Consider the following 21748-nt stretch of genomic DNA (forward strand, 5'->3'; position numbering starts at 1 on the left):
TTTCTTTTTTTAATCGAGCAGAGACATCACCCATGACACAACAGCCTCCCGCCGACTACGGCACAGCCCCCGATATGCTGGGACGGAAAATATTTTTTTCCTGTCTGATTTTTGTATTAATCGCGGGCACGGCTGTTTTTGCATGGCACAAACATCAAGAAAACCTGCACCGCGAGAGAATTGCGGAAACCGCCCGTCTATCCGAAAGCACCAGCCTCATTTTATCCGATAAAACAACGTCTTTGCTAAAAGGTTATATCGCTTCGGTACAAATCGCCCTGCAAACGCCCTCCATGAAAAACTACATCAAAGATCCCGTGCAGGGCAAACAGGAGTTGGGCGATCTCTTTCTATCCATCGCACAAAAGAGAACCGATGTTTATAAAATAAGGCTGATCGATCAAAACGGCAAAGAAACGATTCGTTCCGACCGCGCCCCGGACGGTCAAATTTTCTTAAAAGCGGAAAAAGACCTGCAAGATAAAAGCGACCGCTATTTCTTCCAGAACAGCATAAAGCTGGCTCCGGGACAGATTTATGTGACAAGGCTGGATTTGAACATGGATAACGGTGTCATCGAAACGCCATGGGTTCCGACCATCCGCATCATCACCCCTTTTTCACGCGACGGTGAAACGGCGGAAGGCATTTTCATGTATAATATCAATGCCGGGGATATTCTGTCCTCCTTTCAGCGTCTGAATACCGAAAATACCTATAGCGACTTCATGCTCGTCAATGAGAGCGGCTATTATCTTGCCGGACGCCCCGAGGAAGATTTATGGGGTTTCATGTTCGACCATGACACCGGTATGCATACCGATTATCCTGACGTCTGGGAAACGCTGCACGGGCAGAAAAAACAAACCTATCATGCGCCGGACGGCGATGTATGGTTTGCTCATAAAATTGACCTGCAGCAGGCTCTTACAGCGACAGCCGGAAACAATATTATTTCCGAGCGCCAGCGCTGGTATATCATCACTCATACACATCCGCCGCCGCCCTTTTCACTGAACGGCCCGGGTGTGTTACTCGCCGTTGCGGGCAGCCTTATCCTGATGGTTTTCAGCTGGTTCTGCGGCAACGGCATTGTGGAACAGCAAAAGGTCAAAATCCTCAAAAAAGATCTGGAACGCCGTATCGCCGAAAAAGAGGAAATGATTGCACTGGTGCAAACCGTCGAGCGCGAAGAAAAGAAACAACGGCAATTTCTGAATACGCTTCTGGACAATATGCCGCTGGCTATTTTTGTCAAAGATGCCCGCAAGGATTTCCGCTGGGTGATGATCAATAAAATGGCGCGGCGCATGTTCGGATTGAAACCGCAGGAAATCGTCGGAAAATACGACAAGGATATTCTAACGAAAAGTGAAGCCGCCGCGATGCTGACGACAGACCGCGCCGTCATGGACAGCGGCGAAATTCTGGAGCTGGAAGCCGAGCGGATAACAACCGCCGCCGGTACTCTTAATCTGCACATTATCAAAGTGCCGATCTATGATGACGAACATGATCAGGCATTATTGCTGACAATGTACAAAGATGTGAGCGAGCAAGTGCAAACACAAGAGGCCTTGAAACGCGAAAGAGACCGCGCCGAACACGCAAATCAGGCCAAATCCGACTTCCTCGCCAATATGAGCCACGAGCTGCGGACACCGCTGAACGCCATTATCGGTATGAATGATCTTCTGGATACGCATAAGCTGGACGAAGAAAACTACACCGCCTTCGAGGTCATCCATAAATCCGCACAATCACTGCTGGCCATTGTTGACGATGTTCTGGATATCTCCAAAATCGAAGCCGGAGATATGAAGCTTGAGAAAGTGCCCTTCGATTGTTTTGAAATCATTCATCATGTCACCAAATCCCTGTCGCATCTGGCCAGCCAAAAAGGATTGACCCTGACGTGCAATATCGGCAAAAACGACTCTCTTATCGTCAAGGGCGATCCGTCGCGTTTTCACCGCATCATGAATAATCTTGTCATCAATGCCATCCGCTATACGCATCAGGGCAGCGTTGATGTCACGGCCTCCTCCATACCGGGTCCGCGCCGTAACCGCGTCATCCTGCAATGCGATGTCCGCGATACGGGCATCGGTATTCCCAAAAACCGTATTGGAGCGATTTTTGAAAAATTTACACAGGCCGATACCTCAACAACGCGCCATTACGGCGGATCGGGGTTGGGCCTGACGATTATCAAAGAATTGATCGGCATGATGAAGGGCGAGATCAGCGTCAAAAGCGACGTCGGCATCGGCTCCTGCTTTACGATCAAAATACCTTTCACCACCGCTGATCTGGCGAAGACGCAACGGAAGAAAGCCTCTCCGCAAATGCTGCCGGAAATGCATAATGACCGGCGCGTCGCGATTGATAAAGCGCGGCTACTGGTTGCCGAAGATCACGACATGAACCGTATGGTCGTCGAAAAGCTGCTGCGTAAAATCGGCTGCAAAAGCTTTGATTTTGCCGAAAACGGACAGGAAGCCGTAGAGATGGCAACAGCCAAAAAATACGATTTGATTTTGATGGATTGTCACATGCCGGAGCTGAGCGGTTATGATGCGACACGCGCCATACGGCGTATCGAAAAAGAAACGGGCCGCAAACCGCCGACGCCGATTATCGCGATGACGGCGGATGCCATGCAAGGCACCAAAGAAAAATGTCTGGAAGCCGGCATGAATGAATATATTACAAAACCGCTGAATATCAACGATATGGCCGAGCTGCTGAGCTATTGGCTGATTTTCGATGCACAACAATTGTCAGATGCGCATATCACCGTCTCCGGTGCTGCGAAACAAGAAACGCCCGTCCCTATCAATCTTGTGCATATCAATGATTACACCGATGGTGACAAAGATGAACAGCGGGAATTACTGGGGCTTTTTAAACAGCAATTCGCAGAATCTCTTGCCCGGTTAAAGGAACAGATCACACCGGGACGCAATAAAGAATGGTCGGAAATCGCGCATCAGATGAAAGGCGGCGCGGCCATGATCGGTGCGGAAGAACTGCGTACGCTCTGTGCCGAAGCACAAAACAAAGAAAACACAACAAAAACGGAGCGCCAAAATCTTTATAAAGAAATCACGGCGGCCTATGACAGCGTTTGCAGCTATATGGAAGAAGAAGAGCTTATTTAACAGGCAGAAGTCTCTTGAAAAAAGCGTAGAGATTTATAATAATTCAATCCTTGGTTATAATTTATAATATTATGCGCATATTATATTTTTTGATTTGAGGGAGAAGAACAATGATTATCGCATCACCCGGCAACAAAGATGTTCTGGTGCAACTGGCTCCGTCCATTCAGGCCGATCTTGACGGCTGGCAGATTGTCATTGTCCGCACCACAAAAAAAAATCCTGACTATGCCCGCATGATCGTCAAAAAACTTGCTGCGGCCTATGTCGATAAGGACGGTCTGATCGTGCAAAAAGCCGATCACAACATCGTCATGCTGGTTAATCTGGGCGCACATAAAAACTATATCGAGCTTAGAAGCGAGCTGGAAAAGCACCTGCCCGACCACAGTTCGCACCTGACCGTGCGTAAAATGAGCCTGCAAGGCTTGCGGCGGTTAAAAAACGACCTGCATAACAAAGACCCCGAAAAAGCAAAAAACGCGTTTTACGATAAACGCCTGATACGCAAAGACAATATCTTTATGATTGCCGATGATGATATGTTTCTGCGTAAAACCATCGGCACCGCCATCAAAAAATTCGGTGCGGTTTTTGAAGCGGAAAACGGCGACGGCGTCGTGGAGGAATACCGGAAATCCAACCCCGATTTGCTGTTTCTGGATATTCACATGCCCGGCAAATCGGGCATCGAGCTGATTGACGACATTCTTGACCACGATCCCGATGCGCATATCGTCATGCTCAGCGCCGATAGTGTCAAAACCAATATTCTGCAGGCCATTGAAAAAGGCGCGCACAGCTTTTTGACCAAACCTGCGTCAAAAGACAAATTGCTGGAAGTCCTGCAAAAATGTCCGACCGTTGCCATGTAAACCCTGCGGGCTCCTGATTTATTTAAAGATTTATTTTTTATGCCGCGTTTCTTTTTAATATTCTGCTGTTTGTCTCTGCTCGTTTTTCAAAGCGGCTGCGCCTCCCCTGCAACGCAGAAGGCGGCCTCCGCGCGTTTTCTCGACAGCCTTGCCGCCAAACATATGGATAGCGCCGAGCCGGAAAATCTGATGCTGTGCCACGGTCACGGCTGCCGTTTGCAAAGCCCGGTCACGCTCTCCAAAAAACAATGGAACAAGGTAAAAGCCGCCTTCCGCCCGCGCGCCAATACGGCGGAAAAAGAACGCAAACAGATTGCCAAAGCTTTTGCCCTGCTGGAGGAATATGCCGGCGCACAAACCGGTACGGATGCCGATCAGGGCGGTACATTTGAAGCCGCCTTCCGGAAAGGCCAGATGGATTGTCAGGATGAAAGCATGAATGCCGGCATGTATTTCCTGCTGCTAAAAAATCAGAAACTGATCCGCCGTCACAGCCTTTACGGCGAGGCACATCGCGGCTTTTTTCTGAATGGCTGGCCGCACCGCGCTTTGGAAATCTATGACGATAAAACGGAAGAGCGTTACGTGCTCGACAGCTGGTACCATGATAACGGCTTCCCCGCCGAAATCATCCCCGCCAAAGACTGGCATGACGGCTGGCGGCCTGAAGAAATCAAAAAGAAAAAACCGGCTCCGCAATAGAGCCGGTTTTCCTTATAAAGATTTGACGGTATCAGTATTTGACACCGCAACCGTAAGGCTGGGTTTCCGCCTGTTCAACCGGCTTGCCGTGGCGAAGCGATTCCAGCGCGGCAACAACATAATTGGTTGCGCCTTCAATCGTTTCCGGACGGTGACTGCTGTTATCATCAATCGCGCCGTCATAGGCCAGCACGCCGTCTTCATCAATCACATACATATGCGGTGTTGTGCGCGCACCGTAAAGATGTCCGACCTGACCTGTAGGATCCAGCAATTCCGCTGTTTGGGCAGCGCCGCGCTCCTGAATGATTTCCTTTGCTTCCGCAGGCGTGACAAAACCTTGCTTGCCTTCGGCGGAGGAACGGATTGTCAGCCAGACGACATCGCCTTTTTCCGTCTGTTCCTTTTGCAGTTTCTGCATATTACCTGAATCATAATGTTTCAGCACAAAGGGGCATTGATGGTTCGTCCATTCCAGCACGACTTTTTTGCCTTTAAAACCTGACAGCGACACATCATTGCCGTCCAGATCTTTCAGCGTAAAATCAGGCGCCGCTTTGCCGACCTCAGCCGCTTTCTCTATTTTATCGACAGTCACAGCATAGGCTGCCGTAAAAGGCATCACGCCCAGCGCCACAAGCGCAACAATCAAAACGCCGTATTTCTTCAACATGTTTCTTTCCCTTTCCTGTTTTCCTTTAAGCCAGATAACCGTATTCAAAATCTGTTTAGGCCTATTTCTCTTCCGCGTCCAGCGCATTGCGCAAAATTTGCGGCGTTAAAAGCTGCGGCAGCACTTTCGGCGCAGGCCGCTCTCCGCTCTCCGCATTGCGCGGACCGTAATAAACGTAAAGCGGCACACCGCGGCGCTGAAACTGTTCCAGATAGGCTGTAATCGCCTCATCATAACGCGTCCAGTCACCTGTCACAAGCGTGATACCGCGGCTTTCAAACAGCTGATGCGCCGCATCCGTTTTCAAAACAGCACGCTCATTCATTTTACAGGTGATGCACCAGGCCGCCGTCATATTGACCAGTACCGGCTTATCCGCCGCCAGTAATTTATCCAATGCGGCTTGCGTATAGGCAATCTCGCCCGGGGCGGGCTGCACCGGCGTTACCGGCAATTTGTACAATCCGCAGAACAACGCCGCAACAAGCACCAGCGTAAAGCCGCGTGACCAGAATTTCTTTTGCGAATCCTTCAGCCAGATAATCCATGCCAAAGCGACAAACATTGCCAGCGACAGGAAAACCGCATCCATTCCCGCCTGCTGCCCCAAAACCCAGACCAGCCATGTTGCAGTCAGGAACATCGGAAAGGCGAGAAACTGACGGAAGCGCTCCATCCATGCGCCGGGGCGCGGCAAAGCGGCCCGCAAGGCCGGAATCAGCGTCAGCAGCAGATAAGGCAAGGCCAGCCCCAGCCCCATAAACAGGAAAACGAAAATCGCCTGCACCGCCGGCTGCGTCAGCGCATAACCGATGGCCGCCGCCATAAAAGGTGCGGTGCAAGGCGTTGCCAGAATCGTCGCCAAAACACCTGTGAAGAAACTGGCGCCGTAACCTTCACCGCGCGTCAATGAGGCACCCGCACCGCCGAAGTTCAGTGTAATCTCGAAAAATCCCGCCAGATTCAGGCCGATCAGGAACATCAATGCGCCCAGCCCCAGAATGACATAGGGATTTTGCAGCTGAAAACCCCAGCCGACCGCCGCGCCGAAGGACTGAAACACCATCAGCGCCCCTGCCACCAGACCGAAGGAGGCAACAACGCCGCATGTATAACTCAAACCCTGCATCGCCGCCTTGCCGCGTCCGTGATCGCCATGTTTCACAAGGCTGAGCGCTTTCAAAGACAGAACGGGGAAGACGCAAGGCATCAGATTTAAAATCATGCCGCCCAGCATGGCCAGCAGCAAATGCGTCAGAAAACGAAAGGAGAAAAAACGATCCGTTACAAGCGTATCGGAGACAGTCTCCTGCGCGGGCGTTATGGCAAGCGCATTGTCAGCGTTTTTTTTTGCCGTAAAACGATACGCCTTAGTAGCACCTTCCGCATCATCAATGCGCAGCACCGCCATGGTTTCCGGCACTTCGGAAAAATCGCGGTCGCCGGCTTTGACGGTGACGGTCAGCATATCAGCTTTAAATTCACTCTGCTGCGCCGCCAGATTATCAATCAATCCCCATGCGGCGGGAAAAAAGGTGATTGTTCCGTCCGCTGTCAGGCTTCCGCCATGCGGCACCGTCAGGACGAAATTATCGCCCTCTCTGGCGAATTCCACGGCCCAGTCTTTCTCTTCAGGCTGGTGCGCTCGGGCCGCAGCAAAGAAATCCGTATTTGCGGGCGATGCCGCGGCTTTCACCGGCAGGGTCACGCTGTATTGACCGTCTTCGGGAATGCAAATCTCTTTACAGACCAGCCATGATTTATCTGCGGTAATCGTGACGTCTTTTGCCGTGATCTCCGCAGGCGGCGTGATTTCCATCAGGAAATAGGCCTCATGCGCATAACCGTAATTCACAAAAACATCACCATAAGGCACGCGTTCAGGCGTTTGCCACAAAATATCCCCTGCCGTGAAGCCGTCAGGCATTGTCAGCTTGATCCGCGTCTCCGCGCCGGTATCACCGGGGTTTTTCCAGTAAGTATGCCATTCAGGGTAAATTGTCTGTTTAAAACCGATCAGAAAGCTTTTTCCCGGCTGAACACCGTCCGTATCCGCTTTCATATCGACGGTGACATATTGCGCAGGTTCCTCCGCCTGTGCGGCGGGCGCGGCAAAAACCGCCACGGAAAAGACAAGGCAGAATACGGCAAAAAACTTCTGTAGGCGGGACAACTGTTTCATAGACACCCTTTATTATAGACCTTCTTTATCAATCCAAAGCTTTCTCGTCAGCTTGTTTGTTCAAACATTCTTATCTTAGTATTCGCCGGCAGGAAAGCAAAGGTTACGGTCCATTTTAAATTCTTTTCCAGTTTAGCAAAGAAATGTAAAAAAACTATGTCCTTACAAGAGATTGCACTCCGTCACTTGACATATTCACAAATCAGCGTATGATACCGCGCTATCAAAAAAAACCGTTACGAAAGGCGACAGAAATGTGCGCGGATATTGTCATCATCGGCGGCGGGCCGGTCGGGTTATGGAGCGCCATCCAGCTGAAGAAACGCGACCCCGCGCTGGATGTACAGATTTATGAACGTTATGAAGAATACCGCCGCTCCCATATCCTCAAGCTGGAACATCGCGCCCTGATGTTATACAGCAAAAGTGTCTATGATCTGCCCGAAGCAAAATTCGTTGCCGCCGTTACCGGCGATAATCCGGCAAAAATTGCAAAATCCGCCATTGACGGCGAACAGGTCTATATCCGTACCAATGATCTTGAAACGGCTTTAAAAACCTATGCCCATGATCTGGGCATCAATATCAGCTACGAAAAAATAGACTCTCCCGAAGAGGCGGAAGCACGGCATCCGGAATGCAAAAACTTTATCGCCGCCGACGGCGCGCATAGCACGATGCGCAAGGCACTGATGGGCGAGAACGCCACAAAAGACTATCCGCTGCAATATGTTGTCGAAATCAAATATGAAGCCGCAGGCAAGGCGCGCCCGCTAACCGTTGCGGAAAATCTGAAAGTGAATAAATACCTGTCCTCCATGTGTTTTGAATATACGGGGCGCGAAAAAGACGGCAAAACACCCGTTACCCTGCGCTTTTTCGTTGACGAGAAAACTTATAAATCCCTGCCCGAAGCGGGTTTCAAAAATCCGCTCGGTCTTGATAACAAACATATCCCGCCGGAGCTGGCGCATGACATGGCGGCCTATATGCAGGCACGAAAAGAAAAGATTGGCGAGGTCTATAAGCAGGATTCGGCAAAAATCAGTAAACTGGAACTGTCACTGTACAGAGCCAAACGCTTTGCCGTTCAAAAACGCGGGAAAAACTGGTTTCTGGCGGGCGATGCCGCGATGGGCGTGCCCTATTTCCGCTCCTTAAATGCGGGAATGATTATTTCCTCCCAGCTTGGGCTGATTTTGACGCGCCGCCTGCTGAGCGGCAAGGCGAAAATCGCCGCTTATAACGCCGTACAGCCGCTGGATACGGCATGGGAATTCACGGCCGCACATGGCAAGAATATGGCACTGAATATCTATGATGCTTTCCGCAAGGCCGGCGCCAAAATGTCATGGAAAGCCCAAAAACACCGCAAGAACCGCAACCGCAAAGGCCCCGGTGCATCCTAATCAAAATCAGAGTTTGGAATTATTTTCCCGCAGCACGCGTGATTTTTGGCGGTTCCATTCGCGCTCTTTAATCGTGGCGCGTTTGTCATGCTGTTTCTTACCTTTGGCAAGGCCGATTTCCAGTTTCACAAAACCGTTTTTTGCAAAATAAAGCGAAATCGGCACCAGCGTCATCCCCTGTTTTTGCAATGCACCGAGAATTTTATCCATCTCGCGCTTATGCAGCAGCAATTTGCGCGGGCGGCGCGCCGCATGCTGGAAACGCGGATTGGAATTTTTATATTCGGGGATATGCGCGTTGAACAGATACAGTTCGCCATCCTGTTCGCCGGCATAACATTCATTGATACTGACTCCACGCCCGACGCGCATCGCCTTGACTTCGGAGCCGTAAAGCACCAGCCCCGCCTCCAGTTTTTCCTCGATAAAATAATCGAAACGGGCGCGTTTATTCTGCGCAATGATGCGGCGGCCACTGTCCTGTTTTTTTGACATGACTGCCCCCTTCGCCCCCGCCTTACGCTGCTTCTGCGGCAGACAGGCCCAGCCCGTCCATAGCAGCATCAATAATTTTTGCAGCTTTGTCGGTCACAGGCAGCAGCGGCAGGCGCAGCTCGTTCCGGCAGAAACCCAGACGCGACAGCGCATATTTCGCAGGCGCCGGATTGCTTTCGCAGAACATGGCATGATGCAGCGGCAGCAAAGCATCGCGCAAGCGGTTAAATGTCTCGCGGTCACCCGCCGCCCAGGCTTCATGCAGCTGTGCACATTGCGCGGGGGCAACATTCGCCGTCACGGAAATACAGCCGTCACCGCCTTGCGCCAGATAAGCGGCAACCGTCGCATCCTCACCCGATAACAAGCAAAAATCACTGCCCAAAGCGCGGCGCATTTCCAACGGACGTACCAGATCAGGCGAGGCATCTTTAATGCCGACAATACGCGGGAAGTTTTTCGCAAGTTCGATCACTGTCGCGGTTTCAATCACCCCGCCTGTGCGTGACGGCACATTATACAGCACGATCGGCAAATTCGTTGCGTCATGCACAGCCTTCATATGCGCAATAATCCCGGCCTGTGTCGGTTTATTGTAATAGGGCGATACAACCAGCAGCGCATCCGCGCCGAGGCTTTCCGCCGTCGTCGCCAGCTGTACCGCTTTGCGCGTATCATTCGCGCCCGCCCCTGCCATCACCGGCACGCGGCCTTTGGCTGTATCGACGCAGGTTTTGACAACAGCCGCGTAATCATCCATATCCAGCACAGGAGTTTCCCCTGTCGTGCCGCAAGGGACAAGACCGTGTGTGCCTTGCGCAATATGCCAGGCAATAATTTTCGCATAAGCTTCGGCATCAAAGCTGTCGTCTTTAAACGGTGTCACCAATGCGACAAAAGATTTTGCAAACATAGCATTTATTCCCGTGTTATAGCTGTGGTTTGGCCTTCCTTTGCCCCCGTCGCCGTGATAGATTGAGACGATAAGGAGAGGTTTGGGACAAGCCATGTTATTATCGGCACTCACTATACAGCGGAACAAGGCAGACTGCAAATACCAAGACCTGTTTTGGGGTCCGTATCGCGCGTTTTTCTGCCTGTGCCTCTGCGCCCTCTTGCTAATGCCGGCACAAGCCCGTGCCGCAACGCCGTTTGACGGGCTGCAAAAAGCCGTCAGATCCGGGCAAATCAAATCCCTGTCCGATATCGCACTCATCGGTGATTTATCGCTGTGGTATGTAGCGCTGCAAACCAAGCAGGACGTACCTTATAAATCCCTGCAAGCGCTTCTGGACCGCCATCCCGCATGGCCGCAATCCGGCACGCTGCGCAAATTGATTGAACAGAAACTTCCCGCAGATGCCCGCAGCCGCGAAATGGAAGACTGGTTCGCAAAATTCCCGCCGCGCAGCGGTGACGGGCTGGATAAATATCTAAAGGCGCTACAAAAAGACGGCGACCACGCCAAAGCTGCCAATATACTGCGCCGCACATGGCCGCATATTGATCTTTCCGCCAAAGAAACCGCCAATTTTGCCGCGAATTACAGCCGTTACCTGTCGGCAGAAGACCACCGCGCCCGTGCGGATCATTTGTTCTGGCAGCAGCGCCTGACGGAAAGCACATATCTGCTGCCCTTCCTAAGCAAGGCCGACCGTAAACTGGTTGAGGCCCGTATCCAGCTGATGCGTCTGAATTCCGGTGTCGATACTGCCATTAATGCCGTGCCGCAAAATCTGCAAAAAGATGCGGGGCTTCTCTATGCGCGGGTCTATTGGCGGCGCAACAAGGATATGGATGACGGTGCCGCGGAACTGCTGAGTCCTGCCAATATGCCGCAGGACCTTGGCCCCGCCCCTGACCGCTGGTGGCGCGAAAGGCATATTCTGGCACGCCGCGCTATGGAGAAACAGGATTATAAAACCGCCTATAAGCTTGTTTCCACGCATCAGCAAAAAAGCGGCTTTTCCTTTGCGCAGGCGGAATTCCTGTCGGGTTTTCTGGCACTGCGCTTTTTGAATAAGCCGCGCAAAGCCTTCTTCCATTTCCACAGCCTGCACCAGAATGTTTCCACCCCGGTCAGCCTGTCACGTGCGGCTTACTGGGCGGGACGCGCTGCGGAAGTCTTGAAACAAGATTCAACAGCGCGGCAATGGTATCTGGCTGCCGCCGCGCATCCGGCGACATTTTACGGCCAGCATGCGGTGGAAAAACTCTCGAATGTCGATATTCGTCCCGTTTTGACGGGCGGCGCGATGACAATCAATGCCGCCGAACAGCAGAAATTCGCACAAAATGACAATATGCGCGTCCTGAAATTCCTGAATGCCGCCGGTCTGCATGAAGAGGCACAGCCTTTTTTCCGTGCCGCGCTGATCGCCGCCGAAACCCCGTCGGAATATATGATGCTGGTTGAAATGGGCAAAGACACGCAGCAATATCATTACAATGTTTTTGCCGCGAAAAAGATTTTGTCCGGCGCAAAATCAATTTTGTTTGAAGACGGCTATCCCGCCCTGCCCAAGACATGGATGCCGCGCCGCAGCGCCCGCGACATTACGCTGACCCATGCGCTGATCCGTCAGGAAAGCAATTTTGAAACCACCGCCAAAAGCCCTGCCGGTGCACTCGGTCTGATGCAGCTGATGCCTGCCACTGCCGGACAGACCCGCGTCAAACTGGGCATTCCGCGCCCTGCAAACGGTGTCGATGCGCTGCTGTCCGACCCCGCCTATAACATCATGCTGGGCACGACTTATCTGGAACAGATGCTTGACCGCTATAACGGCTCCGCCGTCATGGCCGTTGCCGCCTATAATGCCGGGCCGGGGCGCGTTGACCGCTGGCTGAAAGAAATGGGTGATCCGCGCAGCGCCGGCGATGAAGCCATGATCGATTGGATCGAAATGATCCCGATCTACGAAACCCGCAATTACGTCCAGCGCGTGCTGGAAAACCAGTTCGTTTATATGTACCGCTTTGCGCCCGAAACACAATTCGTGCGCCTGTCCAGCCTGTTTTAAAAAGGAGAAAGCCCGCGGTGCCGCTTTCCTCTTTTGTCAGCAATATCATCAGCAGAAAACCGCATGTGCCGGAATTCGAGACCGTGGTGCTGGAAACGCCGCGCATGATTCTGCGCCCGCCGCGCGAAAGCGACCAGAAGGCATGGATCAATGCCCGCCGCGAAAGCCGCGCCTTTCTGGAACCGTGGGAACCGGCATGGCCTGCGCGAGAAGTTCTGCCGAAAGATTTCCATTCCTTCCTGTCTGCGCGGGAAAAGAAATGGCGGCGCGATCAGGGCTACAGCTTTCTGCTGTTTCTAAACGACAGCAAACAGCTGGTCGGCTGCGTCAATGTCAATAATGTCGTGCGCGGCGCAGGGCAATATGCAACGCTCGGCTACTGGATTGCCAAGGATTATGCGGCGGAAGGCTATATGACCGAAGCGGTCGGCGCGGTCTGCGATTATAGTTTCAAAGGATTAAAGCTGCACAAAATCGCCGCGGCCTGCCTGCCGGAAAATGTTCCCAGCCGCCGCGTCTTGCAAAAGCTCGGCTTCACGCGCGAGGGCATGGTGCGTAAACATTTGAAAATCGCAGGCGACTGGCGCGACCATATCCTTTACGGCCTTTTGGAAGACGATCCGCGCCCGTGACCCCCCTTCTATTTTCCGGTGGCAACATAAACACCCGTCCAGTTTTGCGGCGGGTTTTTGATGTAATTTTCAATCCGTTCAAGATACATGGCATAAAATTCCGCCAGATGTTTCGGCGCTTTCGAAACGCATTTATCCTTTAAAATATCCCGCGCCTTTTTAAACGCACCCGCGCGGTACTGTTTCAGCATGTCATCATGTGCCTTTTTCAAGCTTTGGAATTTCGGCGTTGCCGCATAATCCGCATCCCCCAGCAGCGTAAAGATACGCTCTGGCTCCGTACGGCCTTTCACCGTCAACAGATCAATTTCCAGCAAGGCCAGATCATCCGCCGCTTCCGCCGTCTGTGCGCCCAGCAAAATCGGCAGTTTATAGGTTTTTGTCTGCCCCTCCAACCGCGCCGCCAGATTGACGCTGTCACCGATTGCCGAATAGGCAAAACGCTGTTTCGAGCCCATATTTCCGACCGAACATAGCCCCGTCGACAAACCGATGCCCATGTCCAGCCTGCGGAAATCGCGTTTTTGCTTTTTCGCGTCTTTTTTGATTTGTTCATTGACGCCGTCCAGCTGGCCCAGCATTTCCAGCGCCACCAGACAGGCACGGCGCGGGTGATCGGCAACATCGACAGGCGCATTCCAGAAAGCCATAATCGCATCACCCATATATTTATCAATCGTGCCGCGCTGCGCCATAATCGCCGAGGTCATCGGGGTGAGAAAATCATTCATCATTTTAATCAGCGCATCCGGCGGCATGGTCTCGGCGATGGAGGTAAAGTTACGCACATCGGTGAACATCACACTCAGCTCCCGCTCCTCACCGCCAAGCGCCAGTTTTTCAGGCGAGGCCAGCACCTCTTTCATCAATTCCTCGGAGATATAGTGACCGAAAGCCTCGCGGTAAAAGCGCTTTTCATGCTCGGTGCGCAGATTGCTCAGGATTGCCGCCGCCATAAACATCGTCAGGGTTACAATCGCCGGATAAACGGGATCAATCAGCATGCCGCTTTGCTGATACATATAAAGCGAGGCACCGGAAACCCCCGTCAGAATCAGAAAGCCCAGCGAGGCCAGCGCCGCCGTGCCGACAAAAGGTGCCAATAAAATCATCAATAAACCGGCACCGATCATCGTAACCAACTCGGTTAAATCGAAATATTCCGATCTCTCCAAATGTTGCCCCGCCAGAATCTGCTCCAGAATTTCGGCATGAATTTCCACACCCGGTACGATTTTATCCAGCGGCGAAGAACGCATATCCTTCAATCCCTCCGCCGAGGTTCCGATCATCACGATTTTGTTTTTGATTTTCTCCGGTGCGACCTTGCCGTCCAGCACCTCCCATGCCGGGATATAACGCTCCGGATGATGTCCGCTGTAATAAACCAGAATATGGCCGTTCTGGTCGATCGGGATGTGATAATCGCCCAGTTTCAAATCCGTGATGCCGTAACCTTCGGAACTCGGCTCTTTAGAACTTGTCACCGTCACGACCCGCCGCCCCAAGGCAACGCGCAAAGCCTCCAGCGGCAGTGAGGGATACACATCGACCATGCCGTCCTTGCCCGGACCTGCAATCAGCATCGGCATACGGCGGATCACGCCGTCGCTTTCCGGTCTCAGGGTAAAACTGCCGTTCCCTGCTGCGGCAGAGGCCAGCCGGTCAATCGTTGTCGCAAAATTTCCAGTCGCAAACAGAAAATCCTCCGGCGCAGGTGATACACCGGCATTGAACAGCCTTACGGTTTTGACGGGAATGCTCGGTATCTGCTGTTCCGACCCGACAAAGCTGGTCACGACATTCCCCGCTTTGCGGATTGTTTCGGCCAGAATATCATCATGGTCCGGCAGATTGCGCAAAACGCTTAAATTCAGATCACCGCTGCCCTGCCGCCCTTCAATCAGCTCCGCGATTTTTCCGGGCGAGGTCCAGTCCTCCTCCGCAAAGACGATATCAAAAGCGATGGATTTCGGCTGCATCTCCGCCAGCTTGTCGACCAGATCGGCGACAATGACGCGGGGCCAGGGGAATTGTCCTTTATGCTGCAGCGATGCCTCGTCAATATCGACAATCACTACACCGTCAATACCGTTTTCAGGCATAATTCGCGGCGCATTCGTATCCCGCGGAAAAATGCGGTTATAATAATCAAAGGCAATAAAATTCAGCCGCTTCACCAAAGGCTTGTTGCTTTGATGCATGGCAACCAGCCCCGCCAGCAATGCCAGCAGCACCAGAATATCCCAAAACCGTCCTTTTAATGATCGTCCCATAATAATGATTTCAGCCGGGCTGTATCCATCTGATTTTTCTGTCCGCTTTCATTCTACACGGGATAAAAATCTTTCAGAAGAGGCTATTTTGATTTTCCTTGCACTCGCTTTCCATTGGAATTATAAGGGGTGTTGCATAAACGACATTAACAAAAAGGGACTTTTCAGGCTTGAAAACAGCAGTTGAGACGATAAAAAATATGACAGAAAAATCCACCAACCTGCATGTGCCGCAAGGCAGCTATTCTTACGATGATTTGATCTCTTGCGCAAAAGGCGAAATGTTCGGCCCCGGCAATGCGAAGCTGCCGCTGCCGCCGATGCTGATGTTTGACCGCATCACGGAAATCAGCGCAACGGGCGGCGCCTATGATAAAGGTTTCATCACGGCGGAGCTGGATGTAAAGCCCGACCTGTGGTTTTTCGGCTGCCATTTCCATGATGATCCGGTTATGCCGGGCTGTCTCGGCCTCGACTCGCTGTGGCAGTTGCTCGGCTTTTACCTCGGCTGGACAGGTGCGGAAGGTTCCGGCCGCGCACTGGGTGTCGGCGAAGTGAAATTCACAGGTCAGGTTCTGCCGACAGCCAAGCTGGTCACCTATACGGTCGATCTGCGCCGCGTCATTAACCGCAAGCTGGTGCTGGGCATCGGTGCGGGTACGGTCACGGTTGACGGTGAAACCATTTATGAAGCGCAGGATCTGAAAGTCGGCCTGTTCGCAAATCCGAGCACGATGTAAAACGCCAATCAAGGCAAGACATCAATCCCCCTCATTTCAAGGATACGGAGAGAAACATGCAAAAAAGACGCGTTGTTGTCACGGGAATGGGCATCGTGTCCTGTATCGGTAATGATCAGGAAACGGTCACGCAATCACTGAAGGACAGCCGTTCCGGTATTGTTTTCAGCGATACCTATGCTGAAATGGGTTTCCGCAGCCATGTTCACGGCGCGGTTGACATTGATCTGCAGGAAAAAATCGACCGCAAACTGCTGCGCTTTATGGGTGACGGTGCGGCCTATAACTATATCGCCATGGCCGATGCCATCGCCGATGCGGGTCTGGAAGAAAAAGACGTTTCCAACGAGCGCACGGGGCTGATTACCGGATCAGGCGGTATCTCCACGAAAAACCTTGTTGCCGCCGCCGATATCGCGCGTGCAGGCAGCCCGAAACGCGTCGGCCCCTATATGGTGCCGCGCTGCATGTCCAGCACCAATTCGGCAACGCTGGCAACGCCGTTCAAAATTCTGGGGGTCAATTACTCCATTACCTCGGCCTGCGCGACCTCGGCACATTGCATCGGCAATGCCGCGGAAATGATCGAATACGGCAAACAGGACATTATGTTCGCCGGCGGCGGGGAAGAGCTGGACTGGTCGCTGACCGTGCTGTTCGACGCGATGGGGGCTTTATCCTCCAAATATAATGATGCGCCGGAAAAAGCCTCCCGCGCTTATGACGAAGCCCGCGACGGTTTCGTGATTGCAGGCGGCGGCGGCACGCTGGTTCTGGAAGAGCTGGAACATGCAAAAGCCCGCGGCGCGAAAATTTACGGCGAAATCATCGGTTACGGCCTGACTTCGGACGGTTATGACATGGTTGCCCCCTCGGGCGAAGGCGCACAGCGCTGCATGAAAATGGCCATGCAAAATCTTGACGGCCGCAAAGTTGATTATATCAACACGCACGGCACCTCGACACCTGTCGGCGATATGAAAGAAATTGAAGCGCTGAAAGCCACATTCGGTGACGGCAATATTCCGAAATTCAGCTCGACCAAATCGCTGACCGGCCATTCGCTGGGCGCAACAGGCGTACAGGAAGCGATTTACGCCTTACTGATGATGAAACACGGCTTTATTGCCGGTTCCGCCAATATCGATACGCTTGACCCCGCCATGGGTGATGTGCCGGTTGTCAGCAAAACGGAAAACGCCGCGATTGATGTCGCGCTGTCAAACAGCTTCGGCTTTGGCGGCACGAATTGCACGCTGGCACTGGGAAAATATGACGGGTAATTTTTGCCAAGAACCTCGAACGATAGAGATTAAAAGATGACTGACGGAAAATTGATGCAGGGAAAAAAAGGCCTGATTATGGGGGTCGCCAATGACCATTCCATCGCATGGGGCATTGCGCAGACCTTGCATGCGCAAGGCGCGGAGCTGGCCTTCACCTATCAGGGCGATGCCTTTGGAAAGCGCGTAAAACCGCTGGCCGACAGCATTGGTGCCGATATCGTCCTTCCCTGTGACGTGTCATCGGAACAAGATGTCGACCGGCTGTTTTCCGATCTAGAAAAACAATGGGGCAAGATCGATTTTCTTGTCCATGCCATTGCCTTTTCCGACAAGAACGAGCTGAAAGGCGATTATGTCGATACCTCGCTGGAAAATTTCCTGACCTCGATGCATATCTCCTGCTATTCCTTCACCTCGATCGCCCGCCGCGCGAAGAATTTGATGACGGATGGCGGCAGCATGATCACCCTGACCTATCTGGGCTCGGAACGCGTCATGCCCAATTACAATGTCATGGGCGTTGCAAAAGCCGCGCTGGAAGCCTCCGTCCGTTATCTGGCCGTTGATCTGGGGCCGAAGAAAATCCGCGTGAATTCGATTTCACCGGGGCCGATGCGCACGCTGGCCGGTGCCGTCATCGGCAATGCCCGCCATACGTTCAAATACACGCAGCAGGCGTCACCGCTGCCGCGTTCGGTTGATCTGGAAGATATCGGCAATGCCGCTTTGTATTTCCTGAGCGACCTTTCCGCCGCCGTCACAGGCCAAAATCATTACGTTGATTGCGGTTTCAATATTGTCGGCATGCCGAAAAAGGAAACCGTCTGCGCCGTCGCTTTGAACGGCAACGGAAACGGCGATTAGGCCGCGCCGATGATGCGCCTTGCCCGCCGGTTTTTCTGCTGCCTGTGCTTTTTTATCAGTCTTTTTCCTGCCGCTGCCCGCGCCGGTGAGCCCTGCCCGATTTATCAGGCGGTTTTCAAACCGCATCCCGCTTATTATACCGCAGAAGAACGCGCGCTGGATTACCGTATGACGGTCACGCCGCCGCCTGCGGGAAAAAAGGGCATGGACCGCTGGCATGATTTTATCATTCATGTCCGCGATGCCGCGACAGCAGCAGAGCTGAGCCGCTACCGCATGTCACTGGCTTTTCCCTTCGGCGGCATTATCCCGACCATCGACGGCGCGCGTTTTTATCCCGCCAATGAGGATTTTAGCCGCAACGGCAATTACGAAACCGCGCCGCATGCGCTGATCCTGCCGAATTTCGGCACACGTTTTCGCCATGCGAACTGGGAGAAATCAAAACGTATCACATTCCTGACCGACGCCAAAACCCCGCCCGGCCCCGAAACGCCGGAACTCTGGATGCTGGAAAGTTGCACAGAATCCAAATAATAAATACCTAACAGCCTGATTTAAAATATAAAAAATCGCTCAATATTGACATAAAAAGCGGATGCCGTTATAGTTATTTCCTTTCATATAAGAAAAAAGGACGAGACTGATGGCTGATTTCAAAGAGCTTCGCAAAGCCTATGCGGATAAGACGTTGAAAATTTTTGCGAACAAAGACGGGTCCGATTATAAAGAGCCCGTTAAAACCGTGCTGTTTGGTGGCAGCCTCATCAGCCTGTTATGCTTTGTGGGCGGTATGGCCATTCATTCCAATGATGCCCTGCCCGATAAAACAGGTACGGAAAACCGCGCCGTTGTCCATGAAGCCTTTCAAAAAACCGCCCGGACACTGACATCTCTGCATACGCAGCTGGATCAGGGCGTTGATGCCCGCAATAGCGCTGCGACCATGGAAACGCTGAAACGCCTGGATGTGTTGGGAACGGAGATTCCCGCTTACATCGAATCCCCTGAAGATGATGCGGCAAGGCAGCGCATGCTGGACAGCGAATTACCGAAATTTCTGGAAGCGCTGGCACTGGATAGTGATTTGACCGAAACGGATAAAGACAATTTCCTGAAAGACCTTGCAAAGTCGGGTATTCCGCTGGAAAACACCATCGCTGCAAAATACAATGCCGGTGCTTTTGACGAATGCCGGATAAAATACGACAATGCCGCCGATATCTATGCCTGCAGTCCGGGTGAAGCGCAAAATCTGAAACAGGCCGGCATAACAAACTCTCTTCCGGGGGTCGGACTGCTTTTGCTGTTCAGCATATTGCTGGGCGCAACAGATCCGCGCACAATGCGCAAATACGCCAAACATCACAGCATGAACCACTAATTTTTTGACATTTAAAGACTGACGTCACCGCGGAAAACTTCAGCGACAGGACCTGTCATCATAATGCTGTCCGTCTCGTCGTCCCATGTGATGGAGAGCGTACCGCCATCCAGAATAATCTCCGCCGTACGTCCGGTTTTACCCGCGCGGACCGCACAGACCAGCGCCGCACAAGCCCCTGACCCGCAAGCCCGCGTGACGCCTGCACCGCGTTCCCAGACCCGCATCCTGAGTTTATTCCGCGCCTGTACCTCGACAAATTCAACATTGGTACGTTCGGGAAACAATGCGTGATTTTCCACGGCAGGCCCCCATTCCTCCAGCGGGACTTTTGCCGCATTTTCGACAAAAAACACCACATGCGGGTTGCCGACATTCACCGCCAGCGCCTTATCCACCCCCGGCAGCGGCAGCGCCAGAGAATCCGTGTCCTGTTCCTCGGATAGCGGGATTTCCTGCCAGCCCCAGCGCGGCGCGCCCATATTCACCGTATAAAGCCCGTCTCCCGCTTTTTCGGCGTAGCGCATTCCCGCCACCGTCTCGATGGTGACGGCATCTTTTCCCAATTCCTCACAAAGCAGCGCCCCGACACAGCGGGCGGCATTACCGCAAGCCTCGGCCTGACTGCCGTCGGTATTGAAAATACGCATAAACACATCAGCATGTTTCGTCTCTTCCAGCACAATGAACTGGTCACAGCCGATGCCCGTTTTGCGGTCGGACAGCCTGCGGATGACATCCGTATCCAGCACGCCCGCATCACGCCCGCGCATATCAAAGATTGCAAAATCATTGCCCAGCCCGTGCATTTTGATAAAGGGAAGCGTCATCCGCGTCAAAGCCTCTTGTTTTTCAATTTAAAGACATAGGAAATCACCTCGGCAACCGCCTTATACTGCTCTGCCGGAATCGTTTCGCCGATATCCATCCCGCCATGCAGCGCCCGCGCCAGCGGCGGGTTTTCAACGATAGGCACCTTGCTTTCCTTGGCAATCTCCTTGATACGCTGCGCCACATCATCCACACCTTTGGCCAGCATCACCGGCGCATTCATATTTGCCGGATCATATTTCAAAGCCACGGCATAATGATCGGGGTTGGTAATCACGACATCAGCTTCGGGAACCGCCGCCATCATACGCTGACGGGCGCGCGTTTCACGCAATTCGCGCAGACGCGCCTTGATTTGCGGGTCCCCTTCGGCCTGTTTATATTCTTCCTTTAATTCCTGACGGCTCATGCGCATTTTTTTCATGAAGTCATGACGCTGATACATGTAATCCAGCACGGCAATAATTGTCAAAACCGCGATGACCGCCGCCAGCAATTGCAGCAGCAGCATATCAAATTCCTGCAGCATCTCGGAGAAATCAAAATAGATGAAACGCTCGATGGTCGGGAAGGCCGGCCATAAAACAGCGACACTCACCGCCGCAATGACCGAAATTTTCAAAACCCCCTTCACAAATTCCATCAGCGAACGCAGGGAAAACAGGCGTCCAAAGCCTTTAATCGGTGAAATTTTGCTCAGGCTCGGTTTCAGGGTTTCCGCAGAAAACAGCGGGCCGATCTGCAAGAACGGCCCTGCAATCGCCGCCACAAAAACAATCAAAAGCGGCAGCAGCCATAACATGCCGATTTCGCCGAACAGCATTTCCACCGTCTGCTGCAGCCCTTTCGGATCCGTGGGAATATGATGGGCATTGGCCAGAAAGAAGGTCAGCGTATCCTTCATATGTGACAGCGTGTACGGCCCCAGCATACTGATGATAATCGCACCAGCCAGCAGCATCACCCATGTATTGACCTCACGGCTTAGAACAACCTGGCCGCGCCTTCGCGCATCCTCCAGTTTCTTCTGCGAGGGTTCCTCGGTCTTCTGACTGTCGTCTGTAAAGTCGTCTTCCTCGGCCATTGATCCGGTCCGTGTGCTTCCTGTCTGATAAGAATGATATGCCTCCGATCATAGCACAGCCGTCAAGACAAAACCATTGACAATCATGCCCGCCCTTATGTATATTGTCGCGGGTTTGAGCCTCTGCT

18 protein-coding genes are annotated in these 21748 nt (G+C 52.6%); 11 read left to right on the top strand and 7 right to left on the bottom strand.

The window, feature by feature from the left end; translation table 11 throughout:
* The first annotated feature begins 32 nt into the window (after positions 1-32).
* The 3 genes from HND56_10045 (at position 33) to HND56_10055 (ending at position 4741) form a co-directional block, all read left to right on the top strand.
* Positions 33-3164: a response regulator gene (locus HND56_10045; GenBank protein ID QKK06009.1), complete on the top strand. Its 3132-nt coding sequence runs from the start codon at positions 33-35 to the stop codon at positions 3162-3164.
* 110 nt (positions 3165-3274) lie between these two features.
* A complete protein-coding gene (locus HND56_10050; GenBank protein QKK06010.1) occupies positions 3275-4039 on the top strand; it encodes a response regulator in 765 nt (254 codons plus the stop codon).
* Positions 4040-4078: 39 nt separating this feature from the next.
* Positions 4079-4741 carry a hypothetical protein gene (locus tag HND56_10055; GenBank protein ID QKK06011.1) on the top strand — a complete coding sequence of 221 codons (663 nt, stop codon included), beginning with the start codon at positions 4079-4081 and terminating at the stop codon, positions 4739-4741.
* A 31-nt stretch (positions 4742-4772) separates the two neighbouring features.
* Here HND56_10055 and HND56_10060 read toward each other — a convergent pair whose 3' ends face one another.
* A complete protein-coding gene (locus HND56_10060; protein QKK06621.1) occupies positions 4773-5363 on the bottom strand; it encodes a thioredoxin family protein in 591 nt (196 codons plus the stop codon).
* 112 nt (positions 5364-5475) lie between these two features.
* Entirely contained in the window at positions 5476-7596 is a 2121-nt protein-coding gene (locus HND56_10065) for a disulfide bond formation protein DsbD (protein ID QKK06012.1), read from the bottom strand.
* A gap of 254 nt (positions 7597-7850) precedes the next feature.
* On the opposite strand from HND56_10065, the gene HND56_10070 reads away from it, so the two are divergent.
* Positions 7851-9005 carry a hypothetical protein gene (locus HND56_10070; protein QKK06013.1) on the top strand — a complete coding sequence of 385 codons (1155 nt, stop codon included), beginning with the start codon at positions 7851-7853 and terminating at the stop codon, positions 9003-9005.
* A 6-nt stretch (positions 9006-9011) separates the two neighbouring features.
* Here HND56_10070 and smpB read toward each other — a convergent pair whose 3' ends face one another.
* Positions 9012-9500, bottom strand: a complete 489-nt coding sequence (gene smpB, locus HND56_10075; protein ID QKK06014.1) for an SsrA-binding protein SmpB — start codon at positions 9498-9500, stop codon at positions 9012-9014.
* A 22-nt stretch (positions 9501-9522) separates the two neighbouring features.
* The gene (locus HND56_10080) at positions 9523-10413 is read right to left on the bottom strand and encodes a 4-hydroxy-tetrahydrodipicolinate synthase (protein ID QKK06015.1); all 891 of its coding nucleotides are present in this window, start codon (positions 10411-10413) and stop codon (positions 9523-9525) included.
* Between the two features lie 1489 nt (positions 10414-11902).
* Here HND56_10080 and HND56_10085 point away from each other — a divergent pair.
* Entirely contained in the window at positions 11903-12523 is a 621-nt protein-coding gene (locus HND56_10085; protein ID QKK06622.1) for a lytic transglycosylase domain-containing protein, read from the top strand.
* A gap of 17 nt (positions 12524-12540) precedes the next feature.
* Complete coding sequence (locus tag HND56_10090; protein QKK06016.1) at positions 12541-13155, top strand: GNAT family N-acetyltransferase; 615 nt, start codon at positions 12541-12543, stop codon at positions 13153-13155.
* Between the two features lie 8 nt (positions 13156-13163).
* On the opposite strand, the gene HND56_10095 is transcribed toward HND56_10090, so the two are convergent.
* Positions 13164-15431, bottom strand: a complete 2268-nt coding sequence (locus HND56_10095; GenBank protein QKK06017.1) for an adenylate/guanylate cyclase domain-containing protein — start codon at positions 15429-15431, stop codon at positions 13164-13166.
* A 221-nt stretch (positions 15432-15652) separates the two neighbouring features.
* Between HND56_10095 and fabA the strand changes: the two genes are divergently transcribed.
* From fabA to HND56_10120, 5 genes are all read left to right on the top strand, one after another.
* Positions 15653-16171, top strand: coding sequence for a bifunctional 3-hydroxydecanoyl-ACP dehydratase/trans-2-decenoyl-ACP isomerase (fabA, locus tag HND56_10100; protein QKK06623.1), 519 nt, complete (start codon positions 15653-15655; stop codon positions 16169-16171).
* A 56-nt stretch (positions 16172-16227) separates the two neighbouring features.
* A complete protein-coding gene (fabB, locus tag HND56_10105; GenBank protein QKK06018.1) occupies positions 16228-17454 on the top strand; it encodes a beta-ketoacyl-ACP synthase I in 1227 nt (408 codons plus the stop codon).
* Positions 17455-17508: 54 nt separating this feature from the next.
* The gene (locus HND56_10110) at positions 17509-18321 is read left to right on the top strand and encodes an SDR family oxidoreductase (GenBank protein ID QKK06019.1); all 813 of its coding nucleotides are present in this window, start codon (positions 17509-17511) and stop codon (positions 18319-18321) included.
* Positions 18322-18330: 9 nt separating this feature from the next.
* Positions 18331-18858: a hypothetical protein gene (locus HND56_10115; protein QKK06020.1), complete on the top strand. Its 528-nt coding sequence runs from the start codon at positions 18331-18333 to the stop codon at positions 18856-18858.
* Positions 18859-18967: 109 nt separating this feature from the next.
* Positions 18968-19705, top strand: coding sequence for a hypothetical protein (locus tag HND56_10120; protein QKK06021.1), 738 nt, complete (start codon positions 18968-18970; stop codon positions 19703-19705).
* Positions 19706-19716: 11 nt separating this feature from the next.
* Here HND56_10120 and HND56_10125 read toward each other — a convergent pair whose 3' ends face one another.
* Together HND56_10125 and flhB are read right to left on the bottom strand one after the other, a co-directional pair.
* Entirely contained in the window at positions 19717-20535 is an 819-nt protein-coding gene (locus HND56_10125) for a diaminopimelate epimerase (protein ID QKK06022.1), read from the bottom strand.
* Between the two features lie 5 nt (positions 20536-20540).
* Positions 20541-21620 (bottom strand): flagellar biosynthesis protein FlhB, encoded by a 1080-nt coding sequence (gene flhB, locus HND56_10130; protein QKK06023.1) that lies wholly within the window; start codon positions 21618-21620, stop codon positions 20541-20543.
* Positions 21621-21748 lie beyond the last annotated feature (128 nt).

Source organism: Pseudomonadota bacterium (assembly GCA_013285465.1).
Lineage (GTDB): Bacteria > Pseudomonadota > Alphaproteobacteria > Micavibrionales > CSBR16-224 > CSBR16-224.